The 23,771-nt window shown below is 64.9% G+C and carries 22 protein-coding genes; 15 read left to right on the top strand and 7 right to left on the bottom strand.

Going from position 1 to position 23,771, the window contains the following annotated elements:
• Nucleotides 1–52 precede the first annotated feature (52 nt).
• Nucleotides 53–3,013 carry a glycoside hydrolase family 2 TIM barrel-domain containing protein gene (locus ACP8LP_RS08410; RefSeq protein ID WP_484483092.1) on the bottom strand — a complete coding sequence of 987 codons (2,961 nt, stop codon included), beginning with the start codon at nucleotides 3,011–3,013 and terminating at the stop codon, nucleotides 53–55.
• Between the two features lie 284 nt (nucleotides 3,014–3,297).
• Nucleotides 3,298–4,677, bottom strand: a complete 1,380-nt coding sequence (locus ACP8LP_RS08405; protein ID WP_435374085.1) for an LCP family protein — start codon at nucleotides 4,675–4,677, stop codon at nucleotides 3,298–3,300.
• Between the two features lie 30 nt (nucleotides 4,678–4,707).
• Between ACP8LP_RS08405 and ACP8LP_RS08400 the strand changes: the two genes are divergently transcribed.
• Nucleotides 4,708–5,733 (top strand): glycosyltransferase family 2 protein, encoded by a 1,026-nt coding sequence (locus ACP8LP_RS08400; RefSeq protein WP_016665943.1) that lies wholly within the window; start codon nucleotides 4,708–4,710, stop codon nucleotides 5,731–5,733.
• Nucleotides 5,734–5,735: 2 nt separating this feature from the next.
• Here the strand turns inward: ACP8LP_RS08400 and ACP8LP_RS08395 are convergent, their stop codons facing one another.
• A complete protein-coding gene (locus ACP8LP_RS08395; protein WP_016665942.1) occupies nucleotides 5,736–6,467 on the bottom strand; it encodes a TIGR03089 family protein in 732 nt (243 codons plus the stop codon).
• Between the two features lie 67 nt (nucleotides 6,468–6,534).
• Between ACP8LP_RS08395 and ACP8LP_RS08390 the strand changes: the two genes are divergently transcribed.
• From ACP8LP_RS08390 to ACP8LP_RS08370, 5 genes are all read left to right on the top strand, one after another.
• A complete protein-coding gene (locus tag ACP8LP_RS08390) occupies nucleotides 6,535–7,611 on the top strand; it encodes a mannose-1-phosphate guanylyltransferase (RefSeq protein ID WP_016665941.1) in 1,077 nt (358 codons plus the stop codon).
• Nucleotides 7,608–8,342, top strand: coding sequence for a hypothetical protein (locus ACP8LP_RS08385; protein WP_016665940.1), 735 nt, complete (start codon nucleotides 7,608–7,610; stop codon nucleotides 8,340–8,342). The genes ACP8LP_RS08390 and ACP8LP_RS08385 overlap by 4 nt, the downstream gene beginning before the upstream one ends.
• Before the next feature lie 148 nt (nucleotides 8,343–8,490).
• Entirely contained in the window at nucleotides 8,491–8,748 is a 258-nt protein-coding gene (locus ACP8LP_RS08380) for a WhiB family transcriptional regulator (protein WP_002528575.1), read from the top strand.
• 112 nt (nucleotides 8,749–8,860) lie between these two features.
• Nucleotides 8,861–12,250, top strand: a complete 3,390-nt coding sequence (locus tag ACP8LP_RS08375) for a glycosyltransferase family 2 protein (protein WP_484483381.1) — start codon at nucleotides 8,861–8,863, stop codon at nucleotides 12,248–12,250.
• Nucleotides 12,247–13,785, top strand: coding sequence for a DUF5719 family protein (locus ACP8LP_RS08370; protein WP_016665938.1), 1,539 nt, complete (start codon nucleotides 12,247–12,249; stop codon nucleotides 13,783–13,785). The genes ACP8LP_RS08375 and ACP8LP_RS08370 overlap by 4 nt, the downstream gene beginning before the upstream one ends.
• A gap of 12 nt (nucleotides 13,786–13,797) precedes the next feature.
• Here the strand turns inward: ACP8LP_RS08370 and ACP8LP_RS08365 are convergent, their stop codons facing one another.
• Nucleotides 13,798–14,217, bottom strand: a complete 420-nt coding sequence (locus ACP8LP_RS08365) for a metallopeptidase family protein (RefSeq protein ID WP_016665937.1) — start codon at nucleotides 14,215–14,217, stop codon at nucleotides 13,798–13,800.
• Between the two features lie 169 nt (nucleotides 14,218–14,386).
• On the opposite strand from ACP8LP_RS08365, the gene ACP8LP_RS08360 reads away from it, so the two are divergent.
• From ACP8LP_RS08360 to aroQ, 5 genes are read left to right on the top strand one after another with little or no spacing between them, the layout of a single operon-like run.
• On the top strand, nucleotides 14,387–14,761 hold the full coding sequence (locus ACP8LP_RS08360) for a DUF3499 domain-containing protein (protein ID WP_169311828.1): 375 nt from the start codon (nucleotides 14,387–14,389) through the stop codon (nucleotides 14,759–14,761).
• Between the two features lie 10 nt (nucleotides 14,762–14,771).
• On the top strand, nucleotides 14,772–15,050 hold the full coding sequence (locus ACP8LP_RS08355) for a Trm112 family protein (RefSeq protein ID WP_016665936.1): 279 nt from the start codon (nucleotides 14,772–14,774) through the stop codon (nucleotides 15,048–15,050).
• The gene (locus ACP8LP_RS08350; protein ID WP_021107748.1) at nucleotides 15,047–16,066 is read left to right on the top strand and encodes a phosphoheptose isomerase family protein; all 1,020 of its coding nucleotides are present in this window, start codon (nucleotides 15,047–15,049) and stop codon (nucleotides 16,064–16,066) included. The genes ACP8LP_RS08355 and ACP8LP_RS08350 overlap by 4 nt, the downstream gene beginning before the upstream one ends.
• Nucleotides 16,063–17,091, top strand: coding sequence for a cation diffusion facilitator family transporter (locus tag ACP8LP_RS08345; protein ID WP_016665934.1), 1,029 nt, complete (start codon nucleotides 16,063–16,065; stop codon nucleotides 17,089–17,091). The genes ACP8LP_RS08350 and ACP8LP_RS08345 overlap by 4 nt, the downstream gene beginning before the upstream one ends.
• Nucleotides 17,088–17,519 (top strand): type II 3-dehydroquinate dehydratase, encoded by a 432-nt coding sequence (aroQ, locus tag ACP8LP_RS08340; RefSeq protein ID WP_016665933.1) that lies wholly within the window; start codon nucleotides 17,088–17,090, stop codon nucleotides 17,517–17,519. Before ACP8LP_RS08345 ends, aroQ begins: the two co-directional genes overlap by 4 nt.
• A 56-nt stretch (nucleotides 17,520–17,575) precedes the next feature.
• Here aroQ and ACP8LP_RS08335 read toward each other — a convergent pair whose 3' ends face one another.
• The gene (locus tag ACP8LP_RS08335) at nucleotides 17,576–17,818 is read right to left on the bottom strand and encodes a DUF3039 domain-containing protein (protein WP_202725685.1); all 243 of its coding nucleotides are present in this window, start codon (nucleotides 17,816–17,818) and stop codon (nucleotides 17,576–17,578) included.
• A gap of 108 nt (nucleotides 17,819–17,926) precedes the next feature.
• Here ACP8LP_RS08335 and ACP8LP_RS08330 point away from each other — a divergent pair, with 108 nt between their 5' ends.
• Both ACP8LP_RS08330 and malQ read left to right on the top strand, forming a co-directional pair.
• Nucleotides 17,927–18,736 carry an RDD family protein gene (locus ACP8LP_RS08330; RefSeq protein ID WP_036976169.1) on the top strand — a complete coding sequence of 270 codons (810 nt, stop codon included), beginning with the start codon at nucleotides 17,927–17,929 and terminating at the stop codon, nucleotides 18,734–18,736.
• An 85-nt stretch (nucleotides 18,737–18,821) separates the two neighbouring features.
• Entirely contained in the window at nucleotides 18,822–20,930 is a 2,109-nt protein-coding gene (gene malQ / locus ACP8LP_RS08325) for a 4-alpha-glucanotransferase (RefSeq protein WP_484483371.1), read from the top strand.
• Between the two features lie 101 nt (nucleotides 20,931–21,031).
• Here the strand turns inward: malQ and ACP8LP_RS08320 are convergent, their stop codons facing one another.
• Nucleotides 21,032–21,307: an HU family DNA-binding protein gene (locus tag ACP8LP_RS08320; RefSeq protein ID WP_063279495.1), complete on the bottom strand. Its 276-nt coding sequence runs from the start codon at nucleotides 21,305–21,307 to the stop codon at nucleotides 21,032–21,034.
• A 196-nt stretch (nucleotides 21,308–21,503) separates the two neighbouring features.
• Nucleotides 21,504–22,844: a nicotinate phosphoribosyltransferase gene (locus ACP8LP_RS08315; RefSeq protein ID WP_484483091.1), complete on the bottom strand. Its 1,341-nt coding sequence runs from the start codon at nucleotides 22,842–22,844 to the stop codon at nucleotides 21,504–21,506.
• A gap of 74 nt (nucleotides 22,845–22,918) precedes the next feature.
• On the opposite strand from ACP8LP_RS08315, the gene clpS reads away from it, so the two are divergent.
• Nucleotides 22,919–23,212, top strand: a complete 294-nt coding sequence (gene clpS, locus ACP8LP_RS08310; protein WP_036975426.1) for an ATP-dependent Clp protease adapter ClpS — start codon at nucleotides 22,919–22,921, stop codon at nucleotides 23,210–23,212.
• On the top strand, nucleotides 23,209–23,769 hold the full coding sequence (locus tag ACP8LP_RS08305) for a DUF2017 family protein (RefSeq protein WP_016665926.1): 561 nt from the start codon (nucleotides 23,209–23,211) through the stop codon (nucleotides 23,767–23,769). Before clpS ends, ACP8LP_RS08305 begins: the two co-directional genes overlap by 4 nt.
• The last annotated feature ends 2 nt before the right edge of the window (nucleotides 23,770–23,771 follow it).

Genomic DNA, 23,771 nt, shown 5'->3' with positions numbered 1-23,771 from the left:
TGGCCCCGAACTGTTGCGGTCCGGGGCCAGTTCGCTGCTTCCAGACCCTTGGTCAGACCAGGGACAGGGTCAGCGACATATCAACCGGGCGGGCGTACAACCGGTGGGACATGATCGGCATCGGGCCGCAGGAGGTCGATCCCAGCGGGGCCGAGAGGGCGTCCAAGGTCAGCCAGGTGTGCCCGTCGGGCTCCAGATCCCAGGTATGGGCGGCGCTGAACAGGGCCTTGGACGTCCACGGGCGAACCGCGAATGCCGGCCAGCCACCATCAGCGGCGACGCGCAGACCACCGTCGGGGCCGGTGATCGTAAGCTCGTGGACACCCTGACGAAGACCATTCTCCTGAGGCATGACGTAAGGCGTCTGGAGGCTGGCGACGTCGGAGTTCCAGCGGCCCCAGGTGGCGGCGTGCTGGGAATCCGGGTAGTTCTCCGTCGGACCGAGTCCGAACCAGGACACGGTGCTCCACTCATCCGGCAGCCCCATGGTCACGCCGATGCGACCCAGCATTGCCGGCCAGTGCCCCTGCGGTTCGACGTGGAGATCGAGATGGATCCCTTCGGATCCCTCGTCGGCCTGGACGGCTCGCCAACTCCACGTCGTCGTCATGGAATCTCGAGCAGCTGCCGCGGCACTACGAGTGCCGACGACCAGGTCATCTCCCTCCTCGCGCACCGAGACCGTGGTGTGGACGAGCCGGTCGAGACCGGCAGCCAGCGCGGAGCCACCAATTTTGTTACGAGCCAGGCTGCTGGCCCGGTCGTTGTCGATCAGGGCGCGGAAGAGATCGAGAACCGGTGCGACGATGCCGTTCCCGCCCAACTCCACGAGACGACCACGACGGTCGAAGCGAGCAGGTCCGAGAACCCAGCCGCTACCGTCGCGACGCGGGTGGGACGATGCCGGAGGACACGGACGGGGGAGAGGCTCAGGGATCAGCAGGTCCGACGCCCGTGCCACCACGTGGCCCGCCTGAGCCCAGATGGTGTCCTTGACCAACCTGGCCTCGACGACGACGACCATCCGGTCGGAGATCTCGTCGGGAACCGGCACGGATCCGGTCCAGGACTGATGAGCGGGCAGTGCTCCGATGTCCAGAACACCTTCGTCGGTGACCTTGCCGTCGTCGACGAGTTGCCAGACGAATTCGAGATCGGACAGATCGGCGAAGTCGAGGCGGTTGATGACGGTGATGCCGTCGCCGGCGCGCAAACGTGACCCGTCGACCTCGATGCGCACCGCACCCATCGTCGCCGTGAACTCCAGCAGGCCAGGCGAGGGGGTGCGATCGGGCATGACGAGCCCGTCGCAGACGAAGTTCCGATCGTGCAGCACCTCACCGAAGTCGCCGCCATAGGCATATCCGCGTCCGGTGTCGATGCCGTGGTCGCCCCACTCCCAGATGAATCCGCCGTGCATACGATCGCGGTGGAAATGCGGGTCGAAACAACGTTCCTCGTAGTCAGCGAGCTCACCCGGGCCATTGCCCATGGCGTGGGCGAACTCGCACATAAAGAAGGGAAGCTCGAGCTCGCGGCCGGTTTGCGGAACAGGCTCGGCGCCCGGCATGACAGTACGGTCGCGGACGGCCTCGACCCACTCCATCCTCGGATACATGACGGTCCACACGTCGGAGATGGTGTGGGTGTAGTCGCCCTCGTAATGGGTGAACCGGGACGGGTCGCGATGCTTGGCCCAGTCGTTCATGAGGCGGATGCCCTCACCGCAGTGGGACTCGTTGCCCATCGACCATCCGATGATCGAGGGGTGGTTCTTGTCCCGTTCCACGGTGCGCTGGATGCGGTTGAGCAGGCAGTCGTACCAGCGGTCGTCGCCAGCGGGGTTTCCGTCCCAGCCACCCCACTCGAAGCCGTGGGTCTCCAGGTCGCACTCCAGAAGCACCCAGATGCCGTACTCGTCGCACAGGTCGAGGAAGCGGGCGTCCGGTGGGTAGTGTGAGGTGCGGATGGCATTGACGCCGTGACGCTTCATGAGTTCGAGGTCGGCGCGCATGGTCTCCTGGTCGAGGGCGCGTCCGGTGTGCGGATCCCACTCGTGGCGGTTGACACCGCGGAAGACGACCTTGTGTCCGTTGACGGTGATGACGTCCCCGTCGATGGCGACGGTGCGGAATCCGATCCGCAGGGAGACGGTCTCGGAGCCCGTCGAGACGGTGGCGTCGTAGAGCATTGGGGTCTCAGCGGTCCAGGGTTGCGCGTCGGGGACGGTCACCTCGGTGTTGCAGGTGGTGGTGACGCCGAGTTCCGGGATGGTGACGGTGGCGCCGTCGGCTCCGTCAATAGTGATCTTGGCGGCGCCGTCCTCCCAGGATGCGTGGACGAAGAGGTCGTCGATGCCGTCCTGCGGGCGTGCCAGCAGCGTGACCTTGCGGAAGATCCCCGACATCCGCCACATGTCCTGGTCCTCCAGGAAGGTGCCGTCGGACCATTGACTGACGGCTACTGCCAGCACATTGCGGCCGGGGCGCAGTTGCGCAGTGACGTCGAACTCACTGGTGAGGCGCGAACCCTTGGTCCACCCCAGTTCGACTCCGTTGAGCCAGACGCGGGCGAAGGAGTCGACTCCCTCGAAACGCAGCAGCACCCGGTCAGCATTGGTGAACGTCTCACTGACCTGGAAGGTGTGGCGGTAGCACCCGGTCGGGTTCTCATCGGGAACGACGATGTCTTCGCCGGAAGCCGGGACCGGAATCGGGTAGTTGACGTTGAGATAGGCGGGGCGCCCGAACGGTGCTTCGCCTGCCGGGTCGGTCATCTGCCACATCGAGGGAACGGCGAGGTCGACGAAGTCGGTATCGTCGAATCCAGGGTCGAAGAAACCTTCCGGTACGTCAAGGGGGGAGTCGACGAGCTGGAAACGCCACGTTCCAGACAGATCGAGGGTCGGGGCATCGGTGTGCAGGTGAGCCCGTGGGGCCACAGGCCCCTGCCACGGGACGAGGTTCGTCAGGGCGGCGTCGATCCCCGGAGCGGTGTCGGCATTGGCAACCATGGACACCACCATAGAACCTGATGATGAAAACGTGTACACCGCGATGTCAGAAGGTGAGCACTGAGGTGATTCGAGGTGTGGTCTCACTCGGCAGGCTGATGATGCCGTGGTGGTCCCGGAAGATGCGTATCGCACAAGCAGGTGGGATGGCAGTGCCGCCACGGTTTTCCGGAGCTACCACGGCCTGCTCACGTGATCAGGGCTGGGACGGGCGAGCCAGGCCGTGGTACTGCGACCGAGAGGAGAGTTGATGGAGACACCGACCTCGGCGTTTCAACGTCAGATCAGGACAGTTCGGTCACCTTTGAGGTGTCACCGCTCCTCAGCTCATCCCACAGCCGAGCCGCTTTCCTGTCATTCCACAGCACCGAGGAACCGGCCGAGGTGTTGGCCGAGACCGTTGACACCGGGACCGTCATCTTGATGCCGTCGTTGCCGGAAACCTTCATGAGACCGCGAGCGGTCTTGAGGGCAGTCAAGGTCGAAGTGTCGGTGCCGAGCTTCACCGCATCCGAGGCCGCCATGTTGAGGTTCCAATATCGCACCGGGTTGATGAGGGTCCACGGGCTGAGGGCCTTCGTCGCGACTTGGGAAGCCACCGTCTGCTGCCTCTTGACGCGCCCCAGGTCGCCCTCGGGATCGGCCTTTCGCATGCGGACATATCCCAGGGCCTGAACTCCGTCGAGGGTCTGGGTGCCGGCAGGAAGGTTGGTGTGGGAATCCTTGTCGACCATCGGATTGTCGAGGGTCACCTCGACTCCGCCGACCGCATCGACCATTTCCACGAAGCCACCGAACCCAATCTCGACGTAGCCGTTGACACGCAGGTCGGTGGCCCTCTCAATCGTTTGGACCAGTAGCTTGGCGCCACCAATCGAGTAGGCGGCGTTGAGCTTGTTGTGATGGTGCCCCGGGATGGGCAGGTACGAGTCGCGCGGCAGGGAGATCAGGACGTTCTTTCCCTCCGGCGGCATGTAGAGCAGCAGCATGGTGTCGGTGCGAAGACCACTCTCGGTTCCGGTACCGAACTCCTTCTGCTGTTTCGTCGTGAGGTTTTGCCTCTCGTCGGTGCCGACGAGGAGCACGAGGGTACCGGGATGGCTTGCACCCCGCGGACCGTCGGGGGTGGCATCGACGGTTCCGGTCCGACTCAACGCATAGGACGGTACGGCGACAAGCCACACCAACCACGCCAACAACAGCACCATGATGACCTTGAAGGGGTGCCGACGCTTGCGAGGGCGTGGTGCGGGACGACTCGCCCGCTGCCGCAGACGAGGAGGAGGGGCTTGACGCGGGGGCCGACGGGCTGGTTGGGCACTCGGCCGGTACGGATCACCAGTGGGCCGTGGGGATGACGTCGACCGTGGGCGCGGTCGGGTGGATCGGTCGGCACCCTGCCGGGATTGCGGACGTCGACCACCTTGCGATCGACCCGCCCCACTGTGGGGTCGGCCCGATTCGCTGTGCGGTGCATTTATCGGATCGATACGGGTGGCGTCAATGGCGTCAACTCCGTATAGCCAGTCCAGGTCGGACTGACGAGATCGCTTGTCGCGGGGACCGCGCCCAGTGTCTCGATTAGGCATGAATTCCACGGTAGTCGCAAGGCCATGCAGATTCCTGAGGCTTATTGGGCGAGTCCCGTGTGCCTCAGGATTCACAGTTTCTTCCGAACTGGCACAATGTCGTCCATGTCGTCATACCTCGCGCCCCCGGTCAGTGTTGTCATACCGGTGAGGAACGAGGAACGGTACCTCGAGGAATCGGTGGCCGGTGTCCTCAATCAGGGCTACCCGGGACAGATGGAGGTCATCCTTGCCATCGCTCCCAGCACTGACCGCACCGCTGAGATCGCTCAGGAGCTGGCTGCCCGGGACGATCGCATTCGGGTCATCGACAATCCCGGCGGCACCACCCCCAAGGCTCTCAACCTCGGTGTGGCCGCTTCTCAGTACGAGATCATCGTGCGCGTCGACGCTCACGGTGAGCTCGGCCCGGAGTACATCGCGACGGCTGTCGAGTTGCTGGAGCGAACCGGGGCGGCCAATGTCGGTGGAGTCATGGACGCCAAGGGTCGTACCCCCTTCGAGCAGGCCGTCGCCGTCGCCTACACCTCGAAGCTCGGCTTGGGGAGCAGCGCCTTCCACCAGGGAAATGCCCCTGAAGGGCCAGCGGAGACGGTCTTCCTCGGGGTGTTCCGCAAGGCGGATCTTGAGGCCGTCGGCGGCTTCTGCCCCGAATTTGATCGCGCTCAGGACTGGGAGCTCAACTACCGCCTGCGTCAGTCGGGACGAGAAGTGTGGTTCAGCCCCGATCTTCGGGTGACCTACCGCCCCCGTTCCACCGTCAAGGCGTTGGCCCGGCAGTTCTTCCGCACCGGCCAGTGGCGTCGTGAAGTCATGCGGCGCCATCGCGACTCGGTGAGTCTGCGCTATCTGGCCGCTCCCATTGCGGTCACCGGAGTGGTGACGGGAACCGCCCTCGGAATCGTCGGAATCGTCGAGGCGGTCAGGGGCAGGCCGTGGCTGAAGCGTTGGCCACTCATCGGATGGGTGGCCCCGCTGGGTTATGGAAGCATCATCGGGATTGGATCGGCGGCGATGAAACGCGACATGGATCCGGGCGTCCGGGCTCGACTGCCAGTGGTGCTGGCGATCATGCACATGAGTTGGGGAGTCGGATTCCTCGTCGGTCTCGGCGAGCGTTCCGAGGACTGATCTCACACCTCGACGGCTCCCTCTTGAGTGGTGATGGCAGCGACATCGTCGCTTGACTCGACCAGGACGAGTGACCCGCCGCCGAGCAGGCAGCTGACGAGGGTCGTGGCGACGAGTTCCCCACCACCGACCCGAATCCGTTCCGGGGAGAGCAACACCGCTCGGTCCAACGGCACGACGCCGCACAGCTGCTCGCCGGTCCACTCCTGGCATCCCTTGAGCCACACTGACCCGGACGCGGCGGGTCGTGCAGTGACGAGGTCGTCGGGGCCAGCCAGCACGTCAGCGTTGTCGATGGCCCCCGGAACGAGGTTTTGGCACGGGGTTGCCAGTGGTGTGAGGCTGCACTGGACGAGGACCTCGGGGGAGTCAACAGGGTCGGTGTCCGGGCCGATCACTTCCACTGTGGCTTCGTCCAGCCCGGTAAGGTCAACCCGCAGACCGGCCCACCAGGAGGACAGCAGCCACACGCAACTGGTCCAGTGGCCAGGGCGCTGCCTGAAGACGGACAACCTCGCGACGTCTCCTGCCGCGATCCCCTCGGAGTCGAGGAGGTGAACAGACTTGGTCACCCAGGTGAGCAGGGTGCGGGCGGACAATTCACCGCGATCTGTGCCGTCATACCAGGTCAGGATCGGCAGCGCACCCGCCTCCTCGCTGCGACGCCACAGGGCGGTGAGCGGGTCGGAGCTGCGGGCGGCGGTCGGTCGGGCCAGGGAAACCATGGCCACCATTGTGAAGGATGAAACGCCGCGGTGCGTCCAACACGGTTGCATCGGTGTGGTCAGATACTCTGTCGACATGCAACACGTCCTCATCCTGGCAGGCGGGTCCGGTACGCGCCTGTGGCCACTGTCTCATCAGGGAGAGCCCAAACAGCTGCTGGAGCTCATCGACGGGATGAGCCTGCTGCGGATGGCCTACGAGCGGGTGGCCGGTCTCGTTCCGGACGCCAACATCGTGGTGTGCACCGGCGCCTCGTATGCCGATACCGTGGCCAAGCTGTTGCCAGAGCTCCCGGCTGAGAACATCCTCGGTGAACCGGTCGGACGGGACTCCCTCAATGCCGTGGCATGGCCGGCTGGCATCATCGCTGACCGCGATCCTGACGGCGTCATGGCTGTCGTCACGGCTGACCACATCATCCGTCCTGCTGACGACTTTCGCGCCGCCTTGCAACACGGATTCGATCTCGCCACGGACGACCCTGCCGCCTTGGTGACCTTCGGCGTCGTCCCCACCGAGCCGAACACCGGTTTCGGTTACCTTCACCGGGGTGGCCCGCTGGATTCGGATCCCCGTGGTTACAAGGTTCTCGAGTTCGTTGAGAAGCCCAGCCCGGAGCTTGCCCGCGAATACCTCGATTCAGGCGAGTATTGGTGGAACTCCGGCATGTTCGTCTGGCGGGCATCGACCCTGTTGAACTGTGTGTCCCAACTCAAGCCCCGGACCCGCCACCAGGTTGACGAGCTTGTCGCCGATCCGTCCCGGATCACCGAGGTGTACCCGCTCATGGAGAAGGTCTCCGTCGACGTCGCGGTGATGGAACCGGCCTCCCACGGCGGATGCGGAGTACATGTCGCTGCGATTCCGCTGGAGATCCAGTGGTACGACGTCGGCTCCTTTGAGGCCTTGGCCCCTCACCTGCCTGAGGACGGTGGGGGTAACAACGTGACGGGTATGACCGTCACCGTCGACTCAGCCGGGAATCTGCTCATCAACGACCGCCCTGATACCGTGCTTGCCGTGGCAGGTTTGCACGGCATGGCCGTGGTGAGCACCGACCGTGCCACCCTGGTGGTGCCGCTCTCCCACTCCCAGCAGGTCAAGGCTCTGGTGGCTGAGGTGGCTGCCCAGGCGGGAGGACGATTCGCGTGAAGAACGCCCGGGAAATCCGCGAGCCCATTGCATGGACCGTCATCGTCGTCAGTATCGGATTTCTCGTGGCCTTCCTGGTGCGGGCCGTCACGATGATGATCCACGAGCACAGCGGCCTTTTCGGAATGGCTCGTAGCTTGTCGGGAAGTTCGCTGGGCATCGGCATGATCCTGTTGCTGCTGGCCGCGGTCCTGGTGTGCCGGTTCATTCGTCCGGCGACTCCTCATGCCGAATTGCTCGGCAAGGTGTCTGCTCTCATCGTGGCGAGTGCTGCCGGATTCGACCTCATCCTTGCTCTGCTCGCTCCCGTTCATGGTCCTGGGGGAGTTCTGGGGGCGTCCCTGGGGCTCTTCGGTGACCTTCTGGCCATTGCCATCAAGGTCCTGGCTGCGTGGGTACTGCTGGTGCTGACGCGGCCGGAGGCAGCCACTTCTGACGAAGCCGAGGGTTCCGACGTGGAACCTGAGGCGGAGGGTGTGAAGCTGGAACCTGCAGGTCAACTCGCGGTCACCCAGGAGGCTGACATCCCCGCTCAGGAGGAGTTCAGCTGGCCTGAGGGTGTCGGTGCGGTCTGGACGAGGGCCGGTGATGCGGCGAGTGGAGCAGGCGCATCCGCATGGGATCCGGCGCAGACCAGAAACGCTCAGAATTGGGCGAGCGATTCGACATCTCAGCAGACCGGAGGCGACGCGGAAGATCACCAATGGTCGAACGACTGCAGACGGCGCTGAGAATCAACCACAGGTCTGCCTTGGTCCCCGGCGCGACACGCCGGTAGTTGTGGGGTTTTCCCGAGACGGAGTCGCGCGCTGAATCTCACACGTGTAATTTGTGCATCGGCGCGGAACCCGCCGCGTCTGATCTCGAGGAGCTTCCCCCATGGACGAGATTCTGACTTTGCTTGCCGGAGGCGGTGACGACGAGCCGGAATGGCACGACAAGGCCTTGTGTGCCCAGACTGATCCGGAGGCATTCTTCCCTGAAAAGGGCGGATCCACCCGTGAAGCCAAGCGCATCTGCGAGTCCTGCGAGGTGCGTCAGGAATGCTTGGAGTACGCCCTCGAGAACGACGAGAGATTTGGAATCTGGGGCGGGTTGTCGGAGATGGAGAGGCGTCGACTGCGCAAGCGGGCGTGACCATCCTGGCGGCACACCACGGTGGGGATGACGGCCCGTTAGAATTTCCTGTCTGCGCGGAGGTGCCGTCGGCGCGATTGGTATGTGTGATGATCAGTCGTGTACATATGACGTGCACGCCGAGCTCCATGACGTCGACGAACAGGTGGTCTACCAGGTGAGTGACGAGAAGTACTCTGCGGAGACCGAGCCCGACGAGGGTCGTTGGCCTGACCTCGGCGATGCTCCACGCACTGCGGAGGGGCTCACGGACTGGACGATTCCCGTCATCCCATCGGTGCGTGTCGATCCGGCGGACTGGGCATGGGCGCATGAACGTCGTGAGCCTGCCGTCCCTGACATCACCGCTGACGAAGTCGCCGTCATCCTGCTCGTTCACCAAGCGGCAGATTGGTTGCCGCGAACTCTCAACGCCTTGCGTCGCAGCGACGAGAGGGCTGCGGTCCAGATCGCGGTTGACCTTGGTTCCACCGACGAATCCACGAACTTGTTGGAGGAGGCTGTCGGTGAGGGGCTGCTGGAAGAATGTGTCACGGCCAGCGCCGACACCACGCCTGGTCAGGGCGTCAACCTCGCCCTTGATCGTCTTCCCGACGACGTCACTCACGTTTGGATCTTGCATGACGACGTGGAGGTGGGCCGGGACTCCTTGAGTTCACTGCTCCATGAGGCTTCTCGCAAGCCTCACCCTGACGTCCTGTACCCGACCTTGCTCAAGCCGGCTCGGCGCAATTACCCCGAGTTCATTGACGAGCAGGGCCAGAGTGTCAGTACCGGCGGTACTCGGGTTCTTCCCGTCGTTGACCGCGGTGACATTGACCAGAAGCAGGCTGATCCCGGCCCCATCCTGGGGGGATCGACGGCTGGGATGTTCGTCCGGTTGGAGGCGTGGAGCCGGCTCGACGGATTTGATCCCGCCCTTCCGCTCTTCCGTGACGGTGTCGACTTTGGATGGCGTGCCAACGAGGCAGGCATGGTGGTGCGCACTGCGCCGACCTGCACCATCCACCACCGTCAGGCCGGTCGAGGGTGGCAACGTGAGTCGAATCTGGCCCCTCGCCCGGACGCCACCGACCGTCTCGCCGGCATGCGCATGGTCGCGGCCCGCACCGGTCACCCGACCCGCACCAGTTTCGCCTTGTTGCTGGCCAGCGTGTGGCGATTCATCGTTCTGCTGGTCGGCAAGGCCCCTTCCCGTGCTGCCGACGAGTGGCGAGCCGGCTGGCAGCTGTGGAAGACCCGTTCAGTCACCCGCGAGATGTCCCAGCGGTTGCAGGAATTCCACGCTCAGTGCGACCCTGACGATCTGGAGAACACCAATCGTCTGCTGCCCAGCCGACGCAGTGTGTGGGCTCGAGCCGTCGACCGTTACGCCGGGGACCTCTCCGACCGGATGCATCCGTGGCGAAACGAGGACGGAACGACGATCGACGATCTCACCGGCGACGATTTCACCGCCCGTGACCATCGCTTCGTCGTCAACCCGTACATCGTGATGGTCGGGCTCATGGTGCTCTGCGGGCTTATCGCCTGCCGGGGCCTCTACGGGCCGGGAAGTGTGACCTCGACGTGGCTGGCTCCGGCTCCACATGGGCTGTCCGGTGCCTGGCACCGGTGGCTCACCGCTGTTCCGGGCGTGACGGGAGCGAATGCCCCGTGGCTTGCCTGGTCGGCCTTCGGCTCGGTCCTGACGATTGGCGAGCCAGAAGTCCTCGTCCGCATCCTGCTCGTCCTGACACCGCTGCTCACAGCGATGTCGGCACATCGTCTCTTCCGTCGCGTCATTGGCGTCGGCGTGACGACCGTGCTGCTCTCCAGCTTCTGGGGACTGTTGCCGATTCTCACCGGCGGCCAGGCTCGCGGTTCGGTGACGGCCGTGGCACTGGGCGTCATCCTTCCCCACATGGCATTGCACACCTGGCGTCTCGTGAACTCCGAGACGGTTGACGCCGCCGAGCTGCGTGGTGCCGGCATCGGTCATCGTCAGGTCGGAGGCGTCTCTTCTGCCGGCGGCCTGGCTCTGTGGTCGGCCCTGGCCATCAGCTTGGTTCCGGCGCTGTGGATTTACCCGCTGGCCGTGGCCGTGGGCGTCCTCATGACCCGACCGCGTCGTCCGATGCTGGCCGCCATCGTCGCCGTCGGCCCGCTCCTGGTCATCTCGCCGTGGATTCCACGGCTGTTCAGCGAGCCCGGACGGTTGCTGACGGGGGGCGAGCCGGTCCTGAGCCCCGACGTCGAAACTCGCGCCGGTCTCTGGCTGCTGGTCGGACGATCAATCGTTCCCGGCACGGCCCCGACCGCGTTCACCCTGATCGCGATGATCCCGTTGTGGATTGCCGCGTTGTGGGCTGTGTGGCGTCTCGTCATCGACCGGTCGGCCTCCATCGGTTCCCTCACCGGGCATCCGAGAGGCCGGGTGCTCGCCCTCATCCTCGTCTATTTGGTGTGCCTCATCCTTGCCGGTGTCGGATCGCGCGTCCTGGTTGACGTCTGGGGTGTGCAGGTTCATCCGGCCATTGAGCCATGGCAGCTCGTAGGCGTCGGTGTCCTGCTGGTACTCATCGCGGCAGCACGCCAGTCCGCCCTGCTCAAGCGGGCTGAGGCCGATCATCATCCCGCTGACGAGTCGCCGACCTTGGGAGAGCTCCTCGTCAGTATTGGTAACCGGTGGTTGCCCTGGGTGATGGCAGTCTCCGTCGCCGCAGGTGGCGTCTGGTGGTTGGTCGGTGGCGCTCGTGGCCCGATGTCCACTACTGACGAGATGCGTCCCGCCTATGTCACTGCGGTGGAGGGCTCGCCGCGCCAGACTCGCACCCTCATGGTGAATGTGCACGGCAGCGACGCCCGCTGGAACCTTGTCGACGCCGAGAACCCGAGCTGGGGAAGCGGTGAACGCCCCGCCATTTCCTCCGACAGCCGGATTGCCAATAGCACGGCTGACCTTGCCCTGGCAGTGGCGACGGGTGCTGTCCCCGACGACCTCGCGAGTCGCCTGTCCTCGCTGGGCATTGGCCATCTTTGGCTTAGCGGGGCAGGCTCCGACGTCGTCGCCCAGGTGGGCAATGCGGCGGGTCTGACTGCTGCCAACACTGACCTGACGACGACCGTCTGGACGGTGGATGGCCAGCCATCCAGGGCCGTTCTCGGTGCAGCCGGCGGAGACCAGAAGCCCGTTTCCGGCAAGGTGACCACATCGGGCACCCTGACGATCCTGGAACCCCGCGACGACCGCTGGAAGGTCGAGGTGGGTGGCACCGAACTTCAGCCGACCGCTCAGCACGAGATCGGGGAGTCCTACCGCGTCGGATCGGCTCGTGGTGACGTGACCTGGTCGATGCCGACCCAGGGATGGGCCTGCGCCATTGAGGTGGTGGCCACTCTGGCGTTGCTGTTGCTCGCCGGCCCCCAGGCCGCCCAGCGGAATCGCGCCGTCGCCCCGCGTCGTTCCGTCCCCACCCGTGGCCGCAAGGCGCGCCGTAACCGTCGTCAGGAGGAATCATGAGCGACCGTCCACGCCGCGCCCTCGCCGATGACGAGGAGCCCGAGGAGGTCTTCGAGGCCGAGCCCGGCGAGGCTGGCCTTGCCCGACGAGCTGTGGATGCTGAGGATGCCGGCGACGAGCCGGTGGTTCGTGCTGCCCGAGCCATGGATCCTGACGACGTTGCCACTCCGGATGAGGACGACCTTGACGGAAACGACGGCGATCCGTCGACAGCATCAGCAGTTGAGAGGCCGGCTACTGACGACAAGGCAGGACACCACTGGAAGGGTCCGGTCTGGGCAGTGACCTTGGCCGTGGCAGCCGTGGCGATCTCATTGTTGACGACGGCGATTCCGGAGTCCCAACGCACGGCTCCGGCGGCTCAGCTCATCTCGTCCGGGCGCACCCTCGTGTGCCCGCCCTCCCAAGGGAAGGCCAGTCTCGCCGCTGGCTCCGTGGGCGGCAGTCTGCACGTCGGCACGTCCGCGGACAAGCTGTCCGAGACCTCGGTTCCTGCCGTGACGAAGATCGACAACTCGGCTGGATTCGTTCGTTCCATGGCAGGGCAGCATCCTCCGACGGGATCGGTCCTGTCTGCCGACCATGGCAAGACGACGTGGGTTCCTTGCGTCGGGACGGCCACCGATGGTGCGGTGAGCCTCACCAATCCGTCTGCCTCCGATCTCGTGGTCGTCAACGCGGATACTCGGGCGGCGACTGTCGACGTCACCTTGTTGGGTTCCAAGGGAGAAATTGACACCGCCGGCATGCGTGGCATTCGGGTGTCTCCCGGGCAGACCAAGGTGCTGCCACTGTCAGTGTGGAACAACGACACCACCCCTGTCACCGCGTTGATCGGCTCCAGGGAAGGGAGAGTCGTCGTCGGCGCCCGTACCTGGGCTCCCAAGGGCCGCGAGACGATCGCGATGGCCCCAGCTTCCAAGACCGTCTACTTGCCAGCGGTCCCGGCAAAGGTGTCCACCGCAACCCTCGTCATCTCCAACCCCGGCACGACCCGGCTGGGTGTGTCCGTGACGGCACTGGCGGGACACGGTCCGTTCACCCCTGACGGTGCTGACCAGATCGATATCGATCCGCGTTCGACGATTCAGGTCGATATGTCAAAGGCGTTGGCGGGAGAGGCCGTCGGCCTCAAGCTGTCGGCCCACGATCCGCTGGTGGCCAGGTTGTTCGTGCAGGGAAAGCACGGCACCACCGACTACGCCCTCGTCGGACCCGGCTCGTCCAGCAAGGTGCTCGAACAGACCCTTGGTGCCGGTGGCACCCTCGAGCTGTCGAACCCCGGTGGGGAAGCCGTGACGTTCACAGGCACTCTGACAGCTGACGGCGGGAAGAAGACCGCGGTCAACGGGACGGTCCCGGCAGGATCCACCTGGTCAGGGAAGGTTCCAGCAGCAGGTCACCTGCACGTCGTCGGGTCGGCTCCACTCATCGGCGGTGTGGTGTCTGGCAGCGGCCTGGCCGTCTTGCCGCTGGACGCCATCGCCACGTCGACGAACGGACGCCGCGCCACCGTCGACCCGCTGCTGCGCTGACAACAGTTGGCCTCAGTCGTCGATATCCGGGTCGATCTTCTCCACCGGAAGACCGGTTAAGGCCGACAACTGCTCGACCAAGGTGCGATGGACGAGGATGGCCAGTCCACGCCGACTGGCAGTCCTCAGTTCGAGGGGACGTCGGTAGATGACGACCCGGGCAGGGGAGTCGTCACTGCCGTCGACCGCCGACGACAGCGGAACCCGTTCCTCGGTCCAGCCCGGCATCGCGGGGACGTCCTCCGCCCCTACGATGACGTTGTCGAGAATCCCCGGACACGACCGCTGCACCTGGCGGACGGCTTCGGCCAGGCAGGCCGTGAAGAACTCAGCATCGGTGGGGTCGATGCGGTCGATACGCCCGCCATAGACACGCGGCAGGACGACTGGCCCACGCTGCCCACGACCATGACGGTTTCGACGCTTGGACATGACACCACTGTATTGCGGATGTACCAATAGTGCGATCAGACGAGTCCGGGCCCTTCCGCAGGTGCAGGTTACATGTCCCTGGTGCACACGCTCGCGCAGCCCCGACCGTATGCGTCGGTACCCGCGTGGCACCACAGGGAAAACAGGACCGTGGCGTACCGTGCCCTGAGTGAGAGAGTGCATTCGACCCGGATGTTCCCGACCGGCAGTCGCGACGCTGACCTACGTGTATGCCGAGCGCACCGCGGTCCTCGGCCCCTTGGGGCCCAGCCGTGAGCCTGGCGCCTACGACATGTGCGCGGAGCACGCCGAAGCCCTCTCAGCCCCGGTGGGGTGGGAAGTCATCCGGCTCCCGGGCATCGATGATCCTGCGCCGGCACCGCCGGTGGACGACCTCATGGCCCTTGCTGCGGCTGTTCGCGAGGTGGGAATGCTGGAAGACGAGGTTGTCCCCGAGCCAGACCCGGCCTCGGTCCATGTCCTGGGCCGTCGTGGTCACCTGTCGGTGATCACGGACGCCAGCCACGACGTGCGAAGCCACTAGGATGACGGGCATGCCTGATCTACCGCTGGCCCCTGAGACACTCGATCTCTCACCGGCATTCCTGGAGGTGGCGGCCTGCCCGGCGTGCCACTCCCGGTTCGCACTCGACTTCGACAGCGGGGAACTGGTCTGTTCCTCGCCGTCCTGCGGGCTGGCCTTCCTGGTGCGCGACGGTGTGCCTGATCTTCGCCTTGACGCTGCCCGTCAGCGCGGGGAGACGAGGACCGCTGACGTGCAGGACACCGAGGCCTTCGAGCCCACCCGTCGTCATGAGTTGAGACCTCAGTGATCTTCGACGACTCACGTCTCGACGCGCCGCTCGACCCTCTGACCGAGGGGGTCTTGCGACATCTGGCAAGCACCGGTGCACGTGTCCGTCGCGACTCGGCCAACCTCGACGAGGTGCGTCGAACCGTCGGTGAATGGGGACAACCCAGGGGAGTTCTCGTCGTCGGTCCGGAAGCCCGTCTGGTGCGCTCAGTTCTGGAGCCGGTGTGCCCGGTCCCCCTCGTCGCGTGGCCGTTCCGTCGTCTACCGGCATGGGTGGGTCCCCTGGATCTCGTGGCCGTCCTCGACACCGATGGACGATGCGCGGCCCAGGTGGCAGAGGCGCGCCGTCGCGGTAGCGCCATCATCCTGGCCTCCACCGGGGACAGCGAATCCTGGCGAGCTGCCGGTAACCATGGCACTGCCCGCATCCAGATGATCTCCGAGGATCCCATCTCAGCCGCAGTTTCCGCGCTGGCAGTGCTGGGCGATCTGGGGCTCGGTCCTGCCGTCGATCCCGGCCAGGTCGCTCGGGTGGCAGACATGGTGGCTGAATCGGCCTCACCGCATCGCGATCTGGCGGTCAACCAGGCCAAGGACCTTGCCTGTGCCCTGGCTGACGCCGAACCCCTGACCTGGGGCGGATCGGTGCTGGCCGCGCGCGCTTCTCGTCGCCTGGCCGAGTTGATGCGTCGGGCCACAGGCCGAATCGCGCTGTCGGCTGACGCCGCCGCGCTGCGTCCCATCATTGAATCCGCTCCCAGACGAGATCCCTTTTCCGATCCTGATCTCGATGGTGAATCGCGTCGACCGGTACTTGTCGTCATGGATGACGCCGCGACCGAGCACGAGGTCACTCGTCGGGAGTTGGAGCAACTTTGTGCCGTCCACGACGTGAGGGTGCGCAGCGTCACCCTGCCGTTGGGTATTGATGAGAGGTCCTCCTCGATGGACCGTTACGTTGCCCTCCTGCTGCAGGGAAGTTTCGCCACCGTTTATCTGGCCCTTGGGCTGGACCGTCTGGAGGAGATGTCATGAGTCAGTCCCACGTGGCTGGGGAGCCGGACGAGGCCGAGAAGCCGGAGAAGGAGGGCGGAGGCCGCAAGGCAATCATTGCCGCTGCCTCTGCCAACCTCGCGATCGCGGTGACGAAGGCCCTCGCATGGGCCCTGACCGGCGCATCGTCGATGCTTGCCGAGGCCATTCACTCGGTGGCCGACACCACCAACCAGGTCGTCCTCATGGTCGGAGGCAAAGCTGCCCACAAGAAGGCCGACGAGGACCACCCATTCGGTTACGAGAGGGCCCGGTACATCTCCGGCTACATCGTCGCCGTCGTCATCTTCAGCGTCGGTGGATTGTTCGCCCTGTACTCGTCGTACCAGAAGATCCGCGACACTCTCGCCGGTCAGCCTGACGAATTGCTCGACTCCCAGTGGTGGTGGGTGCCGCTGGTCGTGACCGTCATCTCGGCATGTGCCGAGGGTGCTAGCCTGCACACCGCTCTCAAGGAGAGCAAGCAAGATCGTGAGGGCATGACGATCCTGCAGTACATCCGCAAGGCCAAGGCCCCGGAGTTGCCGGTGGTCATGATGGAGGACTCGGCTGCCGTCCTCGGTTTGATCTTCGCGTTCCTCGGTGTCGGCCTCACCATCCTGACGCACAACCCGATCTTCGACGGTATCGGTTCGGCCTGTATTGGCGTCCTGCTGGTCGTCGTCGCAGCCATTCTCTCGCGAGAGATGAAGTCCCTGCTGGAAGGGGAGTCGGCAACTCCGGAGTCACGCAAGGCCATTCACGACGCGCTCGTGAGTGCTGACGGCGTCGACTCGGTCATCTACATGAAGACGGTCCACCTGGGTCCCGACACCATCCTGCTGGCTGCCAAGATCGCCGTCGATCCGGGTGACTCCGCACTCGAGGTGGCACGCATCATCGACAATGCGGAAGTGGCCGTCCGTGCTGCGGAACCACTTGTCGGCCCGCTCTTCCTCGAACCTGACATTCGGTACGGCGATCGTCGCATTAGGGAGGATGAGAAGCGTCCGGAGGATCAGGTATGAGCAAATCTGTCCTGGTGCTCAACGGCCCGAACCTGGGACGACTGGGTCGCCGCGAACCCCAGATCTATGGGGCGACGACTCACGCTGCCCTGGCGGCTCGGCTGATCGAGTACGGCCGCGAGCTCGGGCTCGACGTCGAGGTGCGTCAGACCGACTCCGAGGAGCGGATGATCGGGTGGATACATCAAGCTGCTGACGATCGGATCCCGGTCGTCATCAATCCGGCTGCCTGGAGCCACTACAATATCGCGATTGCTGATGCCTTGGCCCAGTTGGAGGCACCCTGCATCGAGGTGCACATTTCGAACATCGCCACCCGGGAGGAGTTCCGTCACCACAGCGTGGTCTCGGCGCACGTCACCGGGACGATTGCCGGCCTCGGGCTGAAGGGTTACGAGCTGGCCCTCGCCTGGTTGGCGACGGTCTGACGCCGACGCGCTCTCTCCGACGTGACCGAACCTGTGTGACGATGGTGCTGGGGGACTCAGCGCTTCATCGACTCGAAGATCTCCTTGCACTCCGGGCAGACGGGGAATTTGTCCGGATTGCGGGAGGGCACCCACACCTTGCCGCACAGGGCGACGACAGGGGTCCCGTTGACCATGGCGTCGGTGAGCTTGGCCTTCGGGACGTAATGGGAGAAGCGCTCGGCGTCACCGTCATCAAAGGATGGACGAGTCTTTTCCTCGACCGCCGAGCTGGAACCTGGTGCCACCTGTGTGCTCATGGTGGACCAGTGTACGTGGCGGAGTTCATGCCTGACCACGGAGGACGACGAGTCCAGCTGGCAGCGGACGTAATTAGCATCATGGGCCCATCGTGGGAGAATGGACCGGTGACGAATGCGACTCCTCCCCCCATGGGCTGGTACCCCGACCCTGCCGGAAGTGATCAGGAGCGGTATTGGGACGGCGAACGATGGACCCGCAATCTGCGGAATCCGCCGGAACCCGAACCGCGTCATGTCACCGGTCATGTGCCTGAGACGCTGGCCCCGGTCTCACGGGTACCGTCGTCCCCGCGTCAGACGACCGCTGCGCCGCGGCACGGAGAGGTAGCGCCGCCGCGCAACAAGTGGGGCACCACCGCTGACGGTGTGCCCCTGGCCGGGTGGTGGTGGCGAGCCTTGTCGACCGTCATCGATTTCGTCCTGATGTGGGCCGTTGTTGGCATCACCATGCACGAGAAGATCGCCAGCATTATGGCCAGCTACCAGGCGTTCCTCGACGAATCGATGCGCAGGATCAGCGCGGGGGCGAGCCCGTCTGACGTCATCACCACGCAGTCGCTGAGTGATGCAGGGTTCGTCTACGACATGACGAATCTTGTTGGTGCCGTCATCATCGCCCAGGCGATCTACCAGTTCATCATGTTGGCGACCTGCGCCGGTTCGGTTGGCCAGCTTGTCTGCGGGCTGCGCGTCGTGACCACTAATCAGGGCAAAGACCATCGCCGACTGGTGTGGTGGCGTGCCCTTGTCCGTGCCACGGCCTGGGCCTGTGTGGAGATTGGTAACCAGGTCATTGTGTTGTTGACTCCGTTCAGTTATCTCATGCCGCTGTGGCAGCGGTCTCGCCAGACCATTCACGACGCCATTGCCGGCACTCAGGTGGTTCGTCCGGTCCGCCAGCTCGACGCCGAGTGAGTTTCGTCTAGACGGGGCGACGATGTCGTTCCCACAATCCGTCCGCATTGATCCCGCCCCCACGCTGGGGCACCGAAAGGCCGTCATGTCCTTGACAGATCCCCACCTGACGACCCTGGCCGATCACTTCGGCATCGCTCGTGATTACCACGACTGGAAGGGCCAGTACATCGAGGTTGAGGAGGCGACCGTCATCGCCGTCCTTGCCGGGCTCGGGATCGATGCGTCGACCCCGGAGCTGGCCGAACAGGCATGCCGAGAGGTCGCCAACCGCACCTGGCGTCGTGTCCTGCCTGGAATCGTCGTGCTGCGCGAGGGGCAGGAAGGACGCGTCGACGTCCACGTCAATGCCGGGGAGTGGGTCGATGTTCACATCATCTGTGAGGACGGTCATCATCGTGGGTGTTGGCAGGTCGACAACTGGAACCCGGATCGCCGGGTCGAGGGACGCTGGATCGGTGAGGCCACCTTCGGCATCCCGGCTGACCTTCCGCTGGGTTACCACACCATCGTCGCGACGACGGCTGATCATCGCGCCACGTCGACCCTGGTGGTTTCCCCGAACTGGCTCGGTCTGCCGAGGTCAATGGGCTCGTCCCGGGTCTGGGGCCATGCGGTGCAGCTGTACTCCACGCGGTCTCGGGGGTCGTGGGGAATGGGCGATCTGGCGGATCTGGCGGATCTGTCCACCTGGGCGGCAACCCAGGGTGCGGACTACATGCTCGTCAACCCATTGCATGCCAGCCAGGTCGTCTCCCCGATCGAGCCCTCACCGTATCTGCCCTGCAGCCGTCTCTTCCTTAACCCGCTGTACGTGCGCCCTGAGATCATTCCTGAGTTCTCAGACCTCGACTCCTACGAGTGTTCCAAGGCCCGCTCCGCCCAGGCTCATGCGGCTGCGACCACTGAGACGATCGACCGTGACCGTTCCTGGGACTCCAAGCTGCCGGTCCTCGAGGCCGTCCACGCCCTCGGTCTGGAAGGGTCGCGGGAGCTGTCCTACCAGGCCTTCCGCAGGCTGCGCGGCACCCGTCTGGTCGATCTGGCCACCTGGTGTGCGCTGACCGAGGTCTACGGCAGCGACTGGCACGAATGGCCCGAAGGGTTCCAACGTCCCAGCAACCGAGCCGTCTCGGAGTTCGTGCGCGCTCACGAGGATCGCGTCGACTTCTTCATGTGGCTGCAGTGGATTGCTGACCAGCAGCTCTCGGCCGCCCAGTCGGCCGGACGTGACGCCGGGATGTCCCTGGGCCTCATCTGTGACATGGCCGTCGGCGTCTCGGGTGCCGGAGCAGATGCGTGGATGCTCGGTGAACTCTTTGCCGACGGTGTCTCCGTCGGCTCCCCGCCTGATGCCTTCAACCAGGCCGGTCAGGAGTGGGGTCAGCCGCCGATGCGTCCGGACATGTTGGCCGACATGGCCTACCAGCCCTTCCGTGAGATGGTGCGGGCGGCCCTGCGACATGCGGGCGGTATCCGTATCGACCACATCCTTGGCCTGTTCCGGCTGTGGTGGGTCCCAGCCGGTCTTGGCCCGTGCATGGGAACGTACATCCGGTACGACCATGAGGCCATGGTCGGTATCCTGGCCCTGGAGGCCTACCGTGCCGGCGCCCTCGCCGTGGGCGAGGACCTGGGCACCGTCGAGCCGTGGGTGCGCACGTATCTGCGTGAGCGGGGGATCATGGGTACTTCGGTGCTGTGGTTCGAGAATGGCGAGGACGGCCATCCGCTGGCTCCCGAGCAGTGGCGTGAGTACGCCATGAGTTCGGTGACCACTCATGACCTCCCGCCCACCACTGGCTACCTCGCTGGTGACCACGTCGAGGTGCGTAACGAGCTCGGACTGCTCACAGAGTCCTTGGAGCACGAGCGGGCCGAGGCAGCCCGTCAGACCGAGACCTGGATCGGCATCCTGCGGGCGCGTGGAGTGCTGGAGGGGGACGACCCCTCGGAGGAAGAGATCGTGTTGGCGATGCACCGCATGCTCACCCAGACGCCGGCTAAGGTCCTCAACGTCACCCTCACCGATGCCGTGGGGGATCGACGTACCCAGAACCTTCCTGGCACCACCAATGAGTACCCGAACTGGCGGGTGCCTCTCAGCCATCCGGACGGCTCGCCGATGTGGCTCGAGGAGGTCTTCACCGATGAGAGGGCCGCGCGACTGTCCGGGGTCATGAACGAGAAGTGATCGGCTGACTTTGGTCGTAGGAGATGTGAAACCGGGGTCCGACGCCTGATGGCATCGGACCCCGAATGCTTGATCACGGGTCAACAACCCGTGTCAGTCGCTCAGTCGGCAACGGCCTTCTTGAGGGTGCTGGAGGCCGAGATCTTGACGGCCTTGTGAGCGGGGATGGTCATGGACTCGCCGGTGCGGGGGTTGCGACCATTGCGAGCGGGACGCTCGACGGCCTCGGCGGTGAACAGACCGGGAAGCTGCACCTTCTCGCCCTTGGCCAGGGCACTGGTGATGACGTCGGTGAGAGCCTTGACGGCCTCGTTGGTCTGGGTCTCGGTGAGCGAGGCCTGCTTGGCAACGGCCTTGATGAGCTCGGACTTGGTCATGGGGTCTCCTCAGATGGACTGTGTGCGGTTTTCGGCTTCTTGCCGTTTCCCTACTCAAGGAGATTAGCGGGTGTCGGTCCTCAGTCAAGCCCAGATGCGCTTCAACAGCGGGCTTTCCACCCATTTCGGGCCAGTGTTTACCCGGTTGTCACACTTCGAGTAGTCGGAGCGGCCGGTTGAGCCAGTGCCGGAATACTCAGGACAACGAGGCGCCGAGTACGGTATCAGCGCCGTCATTTCCCTGCTTCACCATGATGGTCGGAATGGCCTGGTCGCCGCGGGAGATACGTCGTCCGGAGATCGGTAGCTCGGCTATGGCAGCCTGGTGACGCTTACGTGCGGCCTCCAGAGGCTCACGGCCCACGACTTCGCCATTCACGACGAGGGGGACGATGAGGTTGCGGTCGTCAGCGTCGGCGGTCGGCTGCTGGCCCACCCCGACGACCTCGGCGGTGGCTGTTCCACCTGAACCGATGCGTCGCACCGCGTACTTGCGTCCTCCCACGGTGTTCTTGTGAGACGACTTCTTGGCCACCGGCAACAGCTCGGCGTCCGGGTCGTTCGAGGTTGCGCGGGCGACCAGCTTGTAGACGAAGGAGCAGGTCGGCGCTCCCGAGCCTGTCACGAGGGAGGTTCCGACTCCGAAGCCATCGACGGGAGCGCCACGCAAGGCGGCAATTTGCCACTCGTCGAGGTCGCTGGTGACGATGACGCGGGTGTTCGTGGCACCGAGGTCATCGAGCAGGTCGCGGACTTGCCGGGCGACGATGGACAGGTCGCCGGAGTCGATACGGACTGCGCCGAGGCGTCCCTGGGTGAGGCGGATGGCCGTCCGCACGGCGTTGTCGATGTCATAGGTGTCCACCAGCAGGGTGGTCTTCTCCCCATAGGCGGCGAGCTGGGCACGGAAGGCATCCTCCTCGGTGTCGTGGAGGAGGGTGAAGGCGTGGGCAGCGGTGCCGGAGGTGGGGACGCCGTAGCGGATGCCGGCAGCGAGGTTCGAGGTCGGGCCGAATCCAGCGATCCAGGCGGCGCGAGCAGCGGCGACGGCGGATTCCTCATGGGTACGACGAGAGCCCATCTCGATGATGGAGCGGCCCTCGGCCATCATGACCATGCGGGAGGCCGCCGAGGCGATCGCGGAGTCATGGTTGTAGATGCTCAGCAGCAGGGTCTCGAGAACGCAGGCCTCGGCAAAGGTGCCCTCGACGGTGAGGAGCGGCGATCCTGGGAAGTAAAGATCGCCCTCAGCGTAACCATGGATGGATCCGGTGAAACGGTAGTTCGACAGCCACTCAGCCATGTGCGGGCCGACGACCCCGGTCTTCTCCAGGAAGGAGACCTCCTCGTCGGTGAAATGAAAGTCCTCCACCGCATCGAGGACACGTCCAGTGCCGGCGACAACGCCGTAACGGCGGCCTTCGGGGAGACGACGTGGGAACAACTCGAAGACGCAGCGGCGGTCGGCGGTTCCTGACGCCATGGCAGCCTCGATCATAGTCAGCTCGTAATGGTCGGTGAACAGTGCGGTCGACATGGGCCACAGTTTAGGGGGATGGGGCGTCCCCGTTGGCGGGGTTCAGGTGCCCCCGGTGGTGACAGAATGGGCACATGTCTGCAACCACCGTGGAACCCATGGCACGGACCGACCGTCTCACCGATGAGGAATCGACGTGGACGACCGTCGTCTGGGACGACCCGGTGAATCTCATGGACTACGTGACGATGGTGTTCATGAGGTATTTCGGCTACCCGCGCGAGAAAGCCGTGCAGCTCATGATCCAGGTCCACAACCAGGGCCGGGCGACGGTGGCCGAGGGGTCCAAGGAGGAGATGGAGATCGCGGCGCACGCCATGCATGGCTACGGATTGCAGGCCTCGGTCGAAAAGGGCGGGCAGGAATGAGGATTGAGGGTACCCGGAATCAGTGGGTCTGGTACCTGGAGCGCCGCGAGACCATCGGCATCGAGATCGCCCTGGGGCACTACGTCGAGGCCTTGTCGCGGTTGCGCACCACCACCGCTCGTGACAGTTCGGGGGCAGACCCGTTCGCCTTCTGGGAGAGCCAGTTTTGCGGCCCTCAGGAGGACGACGAGGTGCGTCGCGCCATCCTGCCGAGCGCCTACCGCGACGACGACGCTGCCGACGCTCAGTTTCATGCCAGTCATGACGCCGAGGAGGTCGCCGCGCGCTGTGAGGATGCCGAGGCCTTGCGAACTGATCTGGAGGCATTGCACCGAACTGGCCGTGTCCCCATGAATCCGGTGACGACTCAGCGGTGGCTTCGTACCGTCAATGCGCTGCGGGGAATGATGGCGGCCAGGTTGGGTGTCACTGACCAGATCACCGCTGACGAGGTCGCCCGGGTCGCCCAGGAGGAGCTGGAGGCCGAGGAGGAGTGTGTCTACGAGTGGCTCGGTTTTGTCGTCGAGGTGCTCGTCGAGGTGGAGTTGTCGGAGTAGGG

The sequence above is a fragment of the Cutibacterium sp. LaCa_89 genome (assembly GCF_058177555.1).
This window is presented reverse-complemented; position numbering and strand designations above follow the sequence as displayed.

Excerpts from the sequence above, each read along its gene's own strand:
- ACP8LP_RS08355 (WP_016665936.1), top strand. The coding sequence starts at position 14,772 with ATGCCTGATCTACCGCTGGCCCCTGAGACACTCGATCTCTCACCGGCA.
- ACP8LP_RS08345 (WP_016665934.1), top strand. The coding sequence starts at position 16,063 with ATGAGTCAGTCCCACGTGGCTGGGGAGCCGGACGAGGCCGAGAAGCCG.
- ACP8LP_RS08400 (WP_016665943.1), top strand. The coding sequence starts at position 4,708 with ATGTCGTCATACCTCGCGCCCCCGGTCAGTGTTGTCATACCGGTGAGG.
- ACP8LP_RS08365 (WP_016665937.1), bottom strand. The coding sequence starts at position 14,217 with ATGTCCAAGCGTCGAAACCGTCATGGTCGTGGGCAGCGTGGGCCAGTC.
- ACP8LP_RS08410 (WP_484483092.1), bottom strand. The coding sequence starts at position 3,013 with ATGGTTGCCAATGCCGACACCGCTCCGGGGATCGACGCCGCCCTGACG.
- clpS (WP_036975426.1), top strand. The coding sequence starts at position 22,919 with ATGTCTGCAACCACCGTGGAACCCATGGCACGGACCGACCGTCTCACC.
- ACP8LP_RS08335 (WP_202725685.1), bottom strand. The coding sequence starts at position 17,818 with ATGAGCACACAGGTGGCACCAGGTTCCAGCTCGGCGGTCGAGGAAAAG.
- malQ (WP_484483371.1), top strand. The coding sequence starts at position 18,822 with ATGTCCTTGACAGATCCCCACCTGACGACCCTGGCCGATCACTTCGGC.
- ACP8LP_RS08370 (WP_016665938.1), top strand. The coding sequence starts at position 12,247 with ATGAGCGACCGTCCACGCCGCGCCCTCGCCGATGACGAGGAGCCCGAG.
- ACP8LP_RS08305 (WP_016665926.1), top strand. The coding sequence starts at position 23,209 with ATGAGGATTGAGGGTACCCGGAATCAGTGGGTCTGGTACCTGGAGCGC.
- ACP8LP_RS08320 (WP_063279495.1), bottom strand. The coding sequence starts at position 21,307 with ATGACCAAGTCCGAGCTCATCAAGGCCGTTGCCAAGCAGGCCTCGCTC.
- ACP8LP_RS08315 (WP_484483091.1), bottom strand. The coding sequence starts at position 22,844 with ATGTCGACCGCACTGTTCACCGACCATTACGAGCTGACTATGATCGAG.
- aroQ (WP_016665933.1), top strand. The coding sequence starts at position 17,088 with ATGAGCAAATCTGTCCTGGTGCTCAACGGCCCGAACCTGGGACGACTG.
- ACP8LP_RS08395 (WP_016665942.1), bottom strand. The coding sequence starts at position 6,467 with ATGGTGGCCATGGTTTCCCTGGCCCGACCGACCGCCGCCCGCAGCTCC.
- ACP8LP_RS08380 (WP_002528575.1), top strand. The coding sequence starts at position 8,491 with ATGGACGAGATTCTGACTTTGCTTGCCGGAGGCGGTGACGACGAGCCG.
- ACP8LP_RS08390 (WP_016665941.1), top strand. The coding sequence starts at position 6,535 with ATGCAACACGTCCTCATCCTGGCAGGCGGGTCCGGTACGCGCCTGTGG.